12 protein-coding genes are annotated in these 13,114 nt (G+C 60.9%); 6 read left to right on the top strand and 6 right to left on the bottom strand.

The genetic code is table 11. From position 1 onward, the window contains the following. Positions 1 to 48: 48 nt before the first annotated feature. Both ACKF11_RS07585 and dapC read left to right on the top strand, forming a co-directional pair. The gene (locus tag ACKF11_RS07585) at positions 49 to 1,143 is read left to right on the top strand and encodes a PilT/PilU family type 4a pilus ATPase (protein WP_407996580.1); all 1,095 of its coding nucleotides are present in this window, start codon (positions 49 to 51) and stop codon (positions 1,141 to 1,143) included. A 69-nt stretch (positions 1,144 to 1,212) separates the two neighbouring features. Then, positions 1,213 to 2,403, top strand: coding sequence for a succinyldiaminopimelate transaminase (dapC, locus tag ACKF11_RS07580; RefSeq protein WP_407996579.1), 1,191 nt, complete (start codon positions 1,213 to 1,215; stop codon positions 2,401 to 2,403). On the opposite strand, the gene miaA is transcribed toward dapC, so the two are convergent. From miaA to tsaE, 6 genes are all read right to left on the bottom strand, one after another. Further along, the gene (gene miaA / locus ACKF11_RS07575) at positions 2,400 to 3,347 is read right to left on the bottom strand and encodes a tRNA (adenosine(37)-N6)-dimethylallyltransferase MiaA (protein ID WP_407996578.1); all 948 of its coding nucleotides are present in this window, start codon (positions 3,345 to 3,347) and stop codon (positions 2,400 to 2,402) included. The genes dapC and miaA overlap by 4 nt on opposite strands. Positions 3,348 to 3,386: 39 nt before the next feature. Continuing rightward, complete coding sequence (gene mutL, locus ACKF11_RS07570) at positions 3,387 to 5,237, bottom strand: DNA mismatch repair endonuclease MutL (protein ID WP_407996577.1); 1,851 nt, start codon at positions 5,235 to 5,237, stop codon at positions 3,387 to 3,389. Positions 5,238 to 5,319: 82 nt separating this feature from the next. Next, positions 5,320 to 5,685, bottom strand: a complete 366-nt coding sequence (locus ACKF11_RS07565; RefSeq protein WP_309565214.1) for a putative quinol monooxygenase — start codon at positions 5,683 to 5,685, stop codon at positions 5,320 to 5,322. Between the two features lie 117 nt (positions 5,686 to 5,802). Beyond that, positions 5,803 to 7,167, bottom strand: a complete 1,365-nt coding sequence (locus tag ACKF11_RS07560; RefSeq protein ID WP_407996576.1) for an MBL fold metallo-hydrolase RNA specificity domain-containing protein — start codon at positions 7,165 to 7,167, stop codon at positions 5,803 to 5,805. A 2-nt stretch (positions 7,168 to 7,169) separates the two neighbouring features. Continuing rightward, positions 7,170 to 8,456 carry an N-acetylmuramoyl-L-alanine amidase gene (locus tag ACKF11_RS07555; protein ID WP_510338916.1) on the bottom strand — a complete coding sequence of 429 codons (1,287 nt, stop codon included), beginning with the start codon at positions 8,454 to 8,456 and terminating at the stop codon, positions 7,170 to 7,172. Positions 8,457 to 8,473: 17 nt separating this feature from the next. Further along, positions 8,474 to 8,944, bottom strand: coding sequence for a tRNA (adenosine(37)-N6)-threonylcarbamoyltransferase complex ATPase subunit type 1 TsaE (tsaE, locus tag ACKF11_RS07550; RefSeq protein WP_407996574.1), 471 nt, complete (start codon positions 8,942 to 8,944; stop codon positions 8,474 to 8,476). On the opposite strand from tsaE, the gene queG reads away from it, so the two are divergent. The 4 genes from queG (at position 8,945) to ACKF11_RS07530 (ending at position 13,114) form a co-directional block, all read left to right on the top strand. Beyond that, on the top strand, positions 8,945 to 10,012 hold the full coding sequence (gene queG, locus ACKF11_RS07545) for a tRNA epoxyqueuosine(34) reductase QueG (RefSeq protein WP_407996573.1): 1,068 nt from the start codon (positions 8,945 to 8,947) through the stop codon (positions 10,010 to 10,012). It begins immediately after the preceding gene. Between the two features lie 91 nt (positions 10,013 to 10,103). After that, complete coding sequence (locus tag ACKF11_RS07540; RefSeq protein WP_407996572.1) at positions 10,104 to 11,717, top strand: ArnT family glycosyltransferase; 1,614 nt, start codon at positions 10,104 to 10,106, stop codon at positions 11,715 to 11,717. A 33-nt stretch (positions 11,718 to 11,750) separates the two neighbouring features. Then, complete coding sequence (locus ACKF11_RS07535; protein WP_407996571.1) at positions 11,751 to 12,722, top strand: glycosyltransferase family 2 protein; 972 nt, start codon at positions 11,751 to 11,753, stop codon at positions 12,720 to 12,722. Beyond that, positions 12,719 to 13,114, top strand: a complete 396-nt coding sequence (locus ACKF11_RS07530; protein WP_407996570.1) for a GtrA family protein — start codon at positions 12,719 to 12,721, stop codon at positions 13,112 to 13,114. Before ACKF11_RS07535 ends, ACKF11_RS07530 begins: the two co-directional genes overlap by 4 nt.

Here is a 13,114-nt window from a genome sequence, read left to right as displayed (position 1 = left end):
CCTGCGCCTTGTGATACAGTAGGCACAAACAAAAATCAGGAAGGCAACATGGCGGCAATCGACATCACCCCCATACTCAAGTTCATGGTCGAGAAAAACGGCTCCGACCTATTCTTCAGTACCGGCACCGCCATCCATATCGACATCGAAGGCCAGACCATCCCGATCAATGCCCAGGTCATGGCGCCGGGCATGGTGAAGGAAATTGCCTATGCCCTGATGTCGCCAGCCCAGCAAAAGGAATTCGAACAGACGCTGGAGATGAATTTTGCCCTCAGCCTGCATGGCCTTGGGCGCTTCCGCATCAATGTCTTCCGCCAGCGCGGCGAGGTGGCGATGGTGGTCCGCTATATCAAGCACATCATCCCCAGCCTGCAAAGCCTGGGGCTGCCTCCCGTATTGAACGAGCTCATCATGCGCCAGCGCGGACTGATCCTGGTGGTGGGTGCGACCGGCTCGGGAAAATCCACGACGCTTGCCTCCATGATCGACCATCGCAACGCCAGCCGCGATGGCCACATCCTGACACTGGAAGACCCGATCGAGTTTATCCACGACCATAAGAAATCCGTCGTGGACCAACGCGAAATCGGCATCGATACCCTGAGCTTCGAGAATGGCCTGAAGAACGCCATGCGGCAAGCGCCTGACGTCATCCTCATTGGCGAGATCCGCGACATGGAAACCATGAAGCACGCGATTTCGTATTCCGAGACCGGTCACCTCTGCCTGGCTACATTGCATGCCAACAACGCCAACCAGGCGCTCGAACGCATCCTGTCGTTCTTCCCGCCGGACGGCAAGCAAGGCATACAGCTCAGCCTCTCGCTCAACCTGGCGGCGATCATTTCCCAGCGCCTGGTTCCCGGGATCAAGGCCAAGCGCGTCGTCGCCACGGAAGTGCTCATCAATACGCCCTACATTGCCGAGCTTATCCTCAAGTCCAAGCTGGAAGAGGTGAAGGAAGTCATGGCCAACAACCAGGACATCGGCATGCGCACCTTCGACCAGTCCCTGTTCGAGCTCTTCAGCCAAGGCGACATCTCGGAAGGCAATGCGCTGGCAAGCGCCGATTCGCGCAATGACTTGTCGCTCAAGATCAGGTTCACGAACGAAAGTGCGAAGGGGGAATTCGGCGCCTAGCGCCGGTGCGTACGGCTATTGCCCGCGCACAACTATTGCCAAAGAGCGTCAGGGTTTATAATGCTCCCCATGAATCCCGACCTCTACAAACTGCAGCCCTATCCTTTCCAGCGCCTGCGCGACCTGTTTGCAGGCACGGTGCCCAACTCGGAATACCAGCCGATCAATTTATCCATTGGCGAACCCAAGCATGCCACGCCGGCCTTGGTTTCCTCGGCGCTGGCCGACAACCTGGCCGGCCTTGCCACCTACCCCACCACGCTCGGCATTGCCAAGCTGCGCGAGGCGATTTCCAGCTGGATCGCGAAACGCTACGATATCCCGGCACTGAACCCGGATACCGAGATCATCCCGGTCAACGGCAGCCGCGAAGCCCTGTTCGCATTCGCGCAAACCGTGATCGACAGCAGCCTGCCGCAGCCCGTAGTGATCAGCCCCAATCCCTTCTACCAGATATACGAAGGCGCGGCATTGCTGGCGGGAGCGGAGCCCTATTTCCTCAACACCCTGCCCGGCAACGATTTCGGCATGGCGTTCGAAACCGTGCCGGAAAGCGTCCTGCAACGCACGCAGCTCGTGTACGTCTGCTCGCCCGGCAACCCATCCGGCAAGGTATTGAGCCTGGAGCAATGGAAAGAGATATTCGCCCTCTCCGACCGCTACGGCTTCGTGATCGCCGCTGACGAATGCTATTCGGAAATCTATTTCGACGAAACCGAGCCGCCCTTGGGGGCCTTGCAGGCCGCGCGCCTGCTCGGACGCGACTACAGCCGCCTAGTGGTGTTCAGCTCGCTGTCCAAGCGCTCGAACGTGCCGGGCATGCGCTCGGGCTTCGTCGCGGGCGATGCGAAAATCCTCGAGAAATTCCTGCTCTACCGCACCTACCACGGCTGCGCCATGAACCCTGCCGTGCAGGCCGCCAGCGTCGCAGCCTGGCAGGACGAAGTGCACGTGGTGGAAAACCGCCGCCTGTATGCGGAGAAATTCGCCGCCGTCACGCCGGTATTGCAGGAGGTATTGGATGTGGAACTGCCGGACGCCGCCTTCTACCTCTGGGCCTATACCGGCCAATCGGATACGGACTTCGCGTTACGGCTATACCGCGACTATAACGTCACGGTTCTGCCGGGCAGTTTCCTCGCGCGCGAGGCGCACGGCGTCAACCCCGGGCATGGCTTCATCCGCATTGCGCTGGTCGCGTCACTGGCTGAATGCATGGAGGCCGCCGAGCGCATCCGCCAGCTGGCGAAGTCCTCCTAGACTGCCGACAGGAACTCGCTGATCGCGCGCTGCGCCTGGCCGTACAAGTCCGGCGCCAGGCAGTCCAGAACCAGGGTGTCGTCCATGCCGCGCAGCCAGGTGAGCTGGCGCTTGGCAAGCTGGCGCGTGGCGGCAATGCCCTGCGCTTTCCATTCCTCGTAGCCAATATTGCCCGCGATATATTCCAGCGTCTGCCGGTAGCCCACGCAGCGCATGGAGGTCATGTCCGGGCGCAGGCCCGGGTATTTTTTCAACAGCCCCTGCACTTCCTCCAGCAAGCCGCCCTGCATCATGGCAGTGAAGCGCTCGGCAATCCGCGCATGCAGCACGGAGCGATCCGAGGGCTGCAGGGCGATCTTGAGCAGGCGGTAAGGCAGGGCTTCGGCAGCCTGCTGCCGGTGCAGGGCCGTCATGGTCTGCCCCGTCAACCGGTACACTTCCAGCGCACGCTGTATGCGTTGCGAATCCGTCGGCTGCAATCGCGCAGCGGTTTCCGGGTCTATCGCGGCAAGTGCGGCATGCATGCCCGGCCAGCCTATCCCGGCCGCCTCCCGATCCAGTTCTGCACGGACCCCGGCATCGGCTTCCGGCAAACCGCTCAAGCCTTGCTCCAATGCGCGGAAGTACAGCATGGTGCCGCCGACCAGTAACGGCACCCTGCCCCTGTCTGCGATCTCCGCCATCAGGCGCAAGGCATCCGCGCGGAACTGCGCGGCAGAATACGCCTGCATGGGGTCGATCACATCGATCAAGTGATGAGGCGCCTGCTGCAGTATGTCCACCTCCGGCTTAGCCGTACCTATGTCCATATCATGGTAAACCAGGGCCGAATCGACGCTGATGATTTCCAGCGGCATGGATTGCACCAGCTCCACCGCGAGGCCGGTTTTGCCGCTGGCAGTCGGCCCCATGAGGAAGATGGCGGGAGGATGGGAAACGGGCATGCTCAATGCGGTACTTATGAACTTAATAAACGCAGCAAGCTATTTGCCGCGCATGAACATCTTGTCCAGCTCACCCATGGTCATCTGGAACCAGGTCGGCCGGCCATGGTTGCACTGCCCGGAACGTTCGGTGGCCTCCATGTCGCGCAACAGCGCGTTCATTTCGGGAATGGTGAGGATACGGTTGGCCCTTACCGCGGCATGGCAGGCCATGGTGCCGAGCAACTCGTTGCGGCGCTCGGTGAACGCGCGGCTGGCGCCGTATTGCCGCAAGTCGGCCAGCACGTCTCTCGCAAGAGCGACTGCATCGGCATCCTTGAGCATGACCGGGATGGCACGCACTGCCAGCGTCGCCGGCGACAGCACGGCAATGTCGAATCCAAGCTGGGCCAGGCCATTGTCAGCAAGCGACTGCTGCTCCTGTACGGTCGCAACCTCCAGCCGGTCGGCATGAAAACTCACTGGCAGCAACAAGGGCTGCATGGCGACACGGCTGGCATCCAGCGCATTCTTGAGTTTTTCGTACATGATGCGCTCGTGCGCGGCATGCATGTCCACGACGATCAGCCCCAGCTTGTTCTGGGCCAGGATATAAACGCCATGGATCTGCGCCACGGCGAATCCCAGCGGGAAATCCTCCGCCTCGGCCCCGGCTTGGACCGTAGCGGCCAAAAGAGACGGCTGCGACGCGCCGTCGCCATCAACGGCCAGCTCTGCAACGGGTGTTGCCTGCTGCTGCAAATTGCCGAACAGGGTTTGGTAAAAATGGCTGGAAGCCTCGTTGGCACGAAGGTCGATATTGCTCTGGAAGCGCGGATAGCTGGAGGCGGAAACCGGCTCAGTCATTTGCCCATCCGCGGCAACGGCAGGCGCAATGCCAGGGACCAGGGAGCCGGGAAGCCCCACCGGCGCTGCCAGTGACTTGTTGAGGGCGTGAAAAATGAAGCGGTGCACCGATTGCCCGTCGCGGAAGCGCACCTCGGTCTTGCTCGGGTGGACGTTGACGTCCACCAGGGCTGGGTCGAGCTCGAGGAACAGGACGAATGCCGGGTGGCGGTCGTGATGCAGCACATCCTGGTAGGCCTGGCGTATGGCATGGCTGATCAGTTTGTCGCGCACGAAACGCCCGTTGACGTAGACGTACTGCGTATCACGCGCATGGCGGGAGAAAGTCGGCTTGGCGGCCATGCCCCAAAGCCTGAGTCCGGCGGCCGACTCGTCGAGGTAAAACGCCTCGGAGGCAAAATCCCGGCCCAGGATGTCCTCGAACCGCTTTTCCGCGCTGCCTGCGGCAAGCCGGGCGACGGCGCGGCCGTTATGCTGCAGGAGCATATTCACATCCGGACGCGACAGCGCCACGCGGCGGAACGCCTCCTCGCAATGGCCGAACTCGGTGTTTTCAGTCTTGAGGAATTTGCGCCGCGCGGGCGTATTGAAATACAGGTCCTGGATATCGACTATGGTGCCGGCGTCCAGTGCCGCAGGCTCGATATCTGTCAGAAAGGAGCCTTCGGAAGCAATGCGCCAGGCATGCTTTTCATCTGGGTAGCAACTGGTGATCTGGGTACGGGAAATCGCGGCGATGCTCGCCAGGGCCTCGCCGCGGAAGCCCAGGCTGGCGACGCATTCAAGGTCTTCCAGGCTGGCAATCTTGCTGGTGGCGTGGCGGGTCAATGCCAGGCGCAGCTCGTCGTGCGCGATGCCCCCGCCGTTGTCTGTGACCTTGATCTGCTTGATGCCGCCCGACTGCAATGCCACGGCAATATCGCTGCTGCCTGCATCCAGGCTGTTTTCCAGGATTTCCTTGAGCGCGGACGCTGGCCGCTCGACCACTTCGCCCGCGGCGATCTGGCTGATTAACTGGTCTGGTAATAGCTTGATGGATGGCATACTGGGATGAGGCAGGCTTCAAGGACAATCAAGCTGCCTATTCTACCCCGGCACGCCCATGCCAGGCTAATGTCTCAACCGCTCAAAGGCCGTCGATGAAGCGTAATCCGTATTTCTTGACGTCGGTATCGCCCACCACTTCCGTCTCCAGGCCGACCTTCTGCGCTAGCAGATCGACCGGCACGAACTCGGGAGGACGCACCAGCAGGTCATCCGACACCTGGCGCAGCGCCTCCACCGCCTTGCCCTGCAAATGGGCATCGCGGCCGTACTGGCTGCTGAAGGTGTCGAAAATCACATAAATGTTTTCCGCCGCCTTGAAGGCATACCAGGTCTTGGTTTCATCCTCTTCCTTGACCACGGGCAGGGTTTTTTTCAGAAAAATTTCAAGCTCTTGCCGCTTTTCCGGGCGTGCTTCCAACTTGATGTACAGCGCATATTTACTCATTGCATCGTTCCTCGGTTACCGCATTCACGTACTTTTGGTACGCACCTTTTGTGCCAGCCTGGGTTTGCCGGCTAGGGCCTGTCGTGCCGTTGGTCGGTGGACCCGGCAGCAAAGCCCCTATTTGCCATTGAGTTCCACGGTTTGCAAATACTCGGGAACCATGACATTCCATTGCTTTTCCTCTTCTATCCTGTGTCTGAGTGCATCCGCGGCAACAGGTTCACCGTGCACGATAAAGGTCTGCTTCGGCGGGTACGGGCATTGCGACAGCCATTGCATGATCTCCTGATAGTCGGCGTGCGCGGACAGGTTGTCTATCGAGGCGACCTCGGCGCGCATCGGCACGTACTCGCCATGGATCTTGACGCTTTCCGCCCCGTCGAGCAGCGCCGCGCCCCGGGTCCCGGCCGCCTGGAACCCGGCGAAGAGGACGGTGTTGCGCCGGTCGGGACCAAGCGCCTTGAGGTGGTGCACCACGCGCCCGCCGGACGCCATGCCGCTGGCGGCCAGAATGATGGCAGGCTCGCGCAATTCGTTCAAGGACATCGACTCCTCGATGGTGCTCACCACCTTGGCGACCTTCGCCAGCTCCCGGCACTGCGCCGCATTGAGCTTGTGCTGGGCATGGTGGGTAAGGAAGATCAGCGTCGCATCCACCGCCATCGGGCTGTTCAGGTAAACCGGGAGGTCGGGGATCAGCCCTTCCTGCTTGATCTTGTGTATGTAGTACAGCACTTCCTGCGCCCGCCCGACGGCAAACACGGGCACCAGCACAATGCCGCCGCGCTTGGCGGTACGGTTGATGACCTCTGCCAACTGGGTTTCGGGCGCGGCTTTCTCGTGCAGCCGGTTGCCATAGGTGGATTCCACCACGAGGTAGTCCGCCGCCTCGGGCGGTGTGGGCGCATAAAGCAACGGGTCTTCCATGCGCCCGAGGTCGCCCGAGAACAGGACGGAGGTCTGCTCGTCCTTCAGCAGCACCGTGCACGCGCCGAGGATATGTCCCGCAAGCTGTAGCTTGACGGTAATGCCGTCCAGGATTTCGGTATCTTGTCCCAGGGGTATGGCAACCAAGTGCTCCAATGCCGCCTCGGCGTCTTCCTTGGTGTAGAGCGGCAAGGCCGGCTTGTGCTTGGAATAGCCGCGCTTGTTGGCGTAGCGCGCCTCTTCCTCCTGCAGGTGGGCTGAGTCGCGCAGCAACAGCTGGCACAGCGACAAAGTGACTTCGCTGCAATAGACCTTGCCGCGGAAGCCTTGCTTGACCAGCAACGGCAGGTATCCCGTATGGTCGATGTGCGCATGGGTCAGCACCACCGCGTCTATCGTCGCCGGGTCGACCGGCAGCCTGGCCCAGTTCTTCAGGCGCAGCACCTTCAGGCCCTGGAACAATCCGCAATCGACCAGAATGCGGCGGTTACCGCTGGTCACGAGGTGCTTGGAGCCTGTCACTGTCCCGGCGGCGCCAAGAAAACTGATTTGCATGTTTATTTTTCTACCATTCTGGTTTTGGCCAAGGGCGGATTCGCCGCGAAATACTTCTTGATTCCCGAGAGGATGGAGCTCACCAGCTTGTCCTGGTGCGCGCTGTCGTTGAGCTTGCGCTCCTCCTCGGGGTTGGTGATGAAGGCGGTTTCGACCAGGATGGAGGGAATATCCGGGGACTTCAGCACCGCGAACCCGGCCTGCTCGACATGGCGCTTGTGCAGGGTGTTGATGGTGCCCATATGGTCCAGCACCAGCTTGCCCAGCTTGAGGCTGTCGTTGATGGTGGCGGTCTGAGAGAGATCGAGCAAGGTGCGGGCCAGGTTGGGGTCCTTGACGCCCAGGCTCACCCCGCCGATCAGGTCGGATTCGTTCTCGCGCTGCGCCAGCAGCCGCGCCATGGCGCTGGTCGCGCCTGTCTCCGACAATGCGAATACCGAGGAGCCGCGCGCTTGCGCGCTCAATGCCGCATCGGCGTGGATGGAGACGAACAAGTCCGCCTGCATTTTCCTCGCCTTGACGACGCGGCCGTGCAAGGGAATAAAGTAATCGCCGTCGCGCGTCAGCACGCCGCGCATATTGGGCTCGGCGTCGATCGCGGTTTTCAGCTTCTTCGCAATCGCCAGCGTCACGTTTTTCTCGTAAGAACCCTTGGCGCCCTTGGCGCCTGGGTCTTCGCCGCCATGGCCGGCATCGATGGCAATGGTGAGTATGCGCGCATCGGGCTTTTTATTGCTCGGAGGCGCGACCACCGCGGCTGGCTTGTCGGCGGAAGGCGAGCCGGGCGCGACGTCGGGAGTGACATCGGCGATAGCCGGGGGGGATTCCGGGGCCACCTGCAGTTCGGGCAAGGGCGCCTGCGCATTCTCTGGCTTGCCGCGCTGCTCCAGCATAGCCATCAAGGGGTCCTGGGCCGGGTAAATGTCCAGCACCAGCCTGTCCTTGTATTCGCCGGCGGGAGGCAAGGTGAAGACCTGCGGCTTGATTTCCGCCTTGAGGTCGACCACGATGCGGACGGTGCCGGGCTTGAAGTTGCCCACGCGCACCTGGCGGATATAGGGATCGTTCGGGTTGATTTTCTCGCCCAGGCCCTTGAGCACGGCGCCAAGCTCGACATTGTCCAGGTCCAGCACCAGGCGTTCGGGGTCTTTCAGCATGACCATGCTATGGCTGACCGGTTTGCTGGTTTCCAGCGTGATACGCGTGTAGTCCTCGGCAGGCCAAACCCGTGCCGCAGAAACCTGGATGACGTCGGCAGCGTAGACAGGCAACAGGCCCAGGGCGAACATCCACCCCAGCAGGCAAGCTAGGAAATAAGGTCGAGTTTTGTGAGGCATTGCTTTCCTGAATCAGTATTGGCGCTTGCTATGACCCGCCGGCCCTGCCCTTCGGGCTGGAGGCGGATATCGATGTCAGGCGCAGGCAACAGCTCCTGGGCCTTCTCCGGCCATTCGACCAGGCATAGGGACTCCGGGTTGAAATAATCTCTGAATCCGGCAGCGTCCCACTCTTCCGGATCAACAAACCTGTACAAATCAAAGTGATATAAGTTTAATCTAGAAACCGTATAAGGTTCAACCAATGTATAGGTGGGGCTCTTGACCTTGCCTTCGTGACCGAGCGCGCGCAATATGCCGCGCACCAGCGTGGTCTTGCCTGCGCCCAGGTCGCCATGCAGGTAGATATTGATCCCGGGCGTCAGCACCTGGGCAAGCTTGGCGCCCAATGCCATCGTCGCTGCCTCATCGGCCAAGGCCAGTGTAAAATTCTCACTCATATGTCTCAAACTTTAAACAACTGGGAATCCCTCGCGGCGGATATCAAGCGCTGGGGGCTGGAGCTGGGGTTCGGACAGGTCGGCATTACCGATACCGATCTGTCGGCCGCCGAGCCGCGCCACAGGGAATGGATCGCCCAAGGTTTCCATGGTGCCATGGATTATATGGCAAAACATGGGGAGAAACGTACCCGGCCTGCGGAATTGGTCCCCGGCACCATCCGCATCATTTCCGCCCGCATGGATTACATGCTGCCAAAAGCGCGCGACAGCGAAGAAGTCATGCGCGACTCCAACCTCGCCTTTATTTCACGCTACACGCTGGGGCGCGACTATCATAAAGTGCTGCGCAACCGCCTGCAGAAGCTCAGCGACATGATCGCGCAACAGGTGGGCGAGTTCGGCTACCGCGTGTTCACCGACAGCGCTCCGGTGCTGGAGGTCGAGCTGGCGCAAAAAGCGGGTTTGGGCTGGCGCGGCAAGCACACCCTGTTGCTGTCGAGGAATGCCGGCTCGTGGTTTTTCCTCGGCGAAATCTACACCGACCTGCCCTTGCCGATAGACGAGCCCATATCGGGCCATTGCGGCAAGTGCACCGCCTGCATCGACGTCTGCCCGACGCAGGCGATCGTCGCGCCTTACCAGGTGGACGCGAGGCGCTGCATCTCCTACCTCACCATCGAGCTCAAGGACAGCATTCCCGAAAATTTGCGGCCGCTGATCGGCAATCGCGTGTACGGCTGCGACGATTGTCAACTGACTTGCCCCTGGAATCGTTTTGCCCAGGTGACGCAGCAAGCTGATTTCCAGGTTCGCCACGGCCTGGACAACATCAGCCTGGTGGAACTGTTTAAATGGGACGAAGCCACTTTCAAGGAGAAGATGGCCGGCAGTGCCATCTACCGCATCGGCCATGTCCAATGGCTGCGCAATATCGCGGTGGGGCTGGGTAATGCCTCTACGACGCCCGAGGTGGTTGAGGCCCTGGAGCAACGGCGTAACGACCCCTCTGAACTGGTCCGTGAACACGTGGCCTGGGCGTTGAACCGGCATGGAAACCAGCGATAAAACCACGACTGAAATTTATTTATCAGACCGACATCAAAAAATCCGGCTCAATTGTATAATCGCCGCTCCAAAATCCGATAAAGACCGGCACATGTTCACGCCTCTCGTGTTTCGCCGCTTGAGCCTAGCGCTGTTTGCAGCCCTGGGCCTTTTTATTGCCTTTACTTTCTTCCAGTACGGCATCAGCAACGACGAAGAGGTCCAGCATATCTATGGCCGCCTGCTGCTTGACTTCTATAGTTCCGGCTTCACCGACAGGTCCGCATTCGAATACCGCAACCTCTTTCTTTACGGCGGCCTGTTCGACCTGATCGCCGCCTTGCTCGAGCGTATCCTGCCGATCTGGGTATGGGATATGCGGCACCTGCTGTCCGCCCTGTTCGGCCTAGCCGGGATTGTCGCGGCCTATAAGATCGCGCGGCGGCTGGGCGGCGAGCGCGCCGGCTTTTTCACGGTATTGCTGCTCGCCATTACGGGCGCCTGGTCCGGCGCGATGTTCACCCATACCAAGGACGTGCCTTTCGCCGCCTGCATGGCCTGGGCCCTGTATTACACCATGCTGGTCATGGAAAAGCTGCCGCGCCCGCCGCTCAAGCTGTCGGTCAAACTCGGCATTGCGGTCGGTTGCGCACTGGGGTTACGCATCGGCGGCGCATTTGCCGTGATCTATCTGCTTTTGCTGCTGGGCCTGGCCGGGCTGGTCAATGCGACGGGCTGGAAAACCCGTCTGCGCTACTGGCTGGATAGCGTGCTCCGCCTGGTGCCTGCAGGCATGACCGCCTTTATCCTCATGGCGGTTTTCTGGCCCTGGGGCGTGATGTCGCCAGACCACCCACTGCTGGCAGCCAAGTCGTTCTCGCATTTTGCATTCAATATGCTCACTATCATGGACGGCAGGGTTATGCCGATAGGTGACGTGCCGCGCTATTACCTGCCCGCCTACCTGCTGGTACGCCTGCCTGAAGTCTTTCTGCTCGGGCTGGTTGGCCTGGTGGCGGTCGCGGCACTGCACCTGGACAAGCTGTCCGCCCATCGCGGCAAGCTCCTCCCTTGGCTGGCGGTGCTCATCGCGGCGCTGTTCCCGATCGCGTTCAATGTCATCGACAAGCCTGCGCTCTACAACGGCATCCGGCATTTCACCTTTGTCGTGCCGCCGATCGCGGTATTGGCAGGCCTGGGGCTCTCCTTGAGCTGGGATGCGCTGCACAGATGGCCGCGCATACGCCGGGGGCTAGGCATTGCCTGCGCCGCGCTATGCCTGTTGACGGTAACTACGCTATGGCGCCTGCACCCCTATGAATATATTTACTATAACAACCTGGCCGGCACCATGGCCGAGGCGGAAGAGGAATGGGAAGGCGATTACTGGTCCAGCAGCCTGCGCGAGGCGGCCGACATATTGGAAGAGAAAATATCGTCCAAGCCCAAGCGCGACGCCGACGGCAATATCGTGCCCTACCTGTTCGCAGTCTGCGCCGAGAACATCCAGGGAACCGCCTACCTGGACCAACGCTTCAGCGTCACCAAAAACTGGGAAGCCGCGGATTTCTACCTTTCCACGACCAACATGGAATGCGACGATGTCATGAAAGGCATCATCATCGGCGAGGTTGAGCGCATGGGCGTCGTCCTCGCCGTGGTCAAGGACAGGCGCCAGCTCCTGGCACACCAGCGCAAGCCCCGCATTCCGGGCAGCGCACATTGAACCCAACTGCCGTTGAAACGCGAGGGCGTATTGATGACAACAGATCGTAGCCAATCCAATCCCCACATCAGCGTGATCGTGCCCGCCTTCAACGAAGCGGCGGCGATCACATCTACCGTCGAGAACATTGCCAACCAGCTCGCCACCCTGTCCCCGCATTGGGACATCGTCGTCATCGACGACGGCAGCCGCGACAAGACCGCCGACATCGTGCGCGGCCTGCCTGCGTATTTGCGCACCACGCTGGTACGCTTCTCGCGCAATTTCGGCAAGGAGTACGCAATTACCGCCGGGCTGGAGTATGCCGGCGGCGATATCGTGATCTGCATGGATGCCGACGGCCAGCATTCCTCCGCCCTGATCGGCGAGATGCTGGAAAAATGGCGCGAAGGGTACGACATGGTCTATGCCGTACGCCAGGACCGGCATGTCGAATCGGGCTTCAAGCGCTGGGGCTCCAAGGTGTTCTATGAAATCATGACCCTGGGCGAGCGCATCACCATTCCGCGCGATGCCGGGGATTTCCGCCTCATGAACCGCAATGTGGTGGACGCGCTGCGCAACCTGCCAGAGCGCAACCGCTTCATGAAGGGGATGTACGCCTGGGTCGGCTACAAATCCATCGGCATTCCCTACACCCCGCTTCCGCGCAGCCACGGCGTCAGCACCTTTTCCCGCCTCAAGCTCATGCAATTGGCCTGGACCGGCATCACCAGCTTCTCGGTCATCCCGTTGCGCCTGGCGAGCGCGGTCGGCGGATTGCTGGCATTGCTGGCCTTCATTTACGGCATCTGGGTGATCCTGGAAAAAATGTTCTTCCACGAATCCATCCCGGGCTGGCCCACCGTGGTGGCAAGCCTGATGTTCTTCTCAGGGGTGCAACTGCTGTTCATCGGCATCCTCGGCGAATACATCGCGCGCATTTACGACGAGGTGAAGGGACGCCCTCCCTACATCGTCGCCGAAGTCTCCGCCGCTTACCAGAGCGAGCCGCCGCAGCCATGAGCGCCCGCGCGGACGCCAGGTCGGTCTCGTGGTTCACCATTGTCGGCGCCGCCGCCGCGCTGGTGCACTACCTCAGCGCGATTGTCCTCGAAGGCTGGCTGGCGTTCAGCCCCGGCCTGGCAAACTTCCTCGCCTTCCTGCTGGCTTTCCCGGTGAGTTATATCGGCCATCATGCCTTGTCGTTTGCCGGCAGCGGCAATACGCACGGATACGCCCTGCCCCGCTTCCTGCTGGTGGCCTGCGCCGGGTTTGCCGGCAACCAGCTCCTGCTGCTGAGCCTGCTGCGCTTCAGCCAGCTTCCCTTCTGGCTGGCCTTGGCGGCCGTGATGGTGGTCGTGGCCGCATCGACGTACCTGCTGAGCCGTTTCTGGGCGTTCAAGAAAGGAGCTTGA

This window comes from Methylobacillus draconifructus, assembly GCF_045984385.1.
GTDB lineage: Bacteria > Pseudomonadota > Gammaproteobacteria > Burkholderiales > Methylophilaceae > Methylobacillus > Methylobacillus flagellatus_A.
This window is presented reverse-complemented; position numbering and strand designations above follow the sequence as displayed.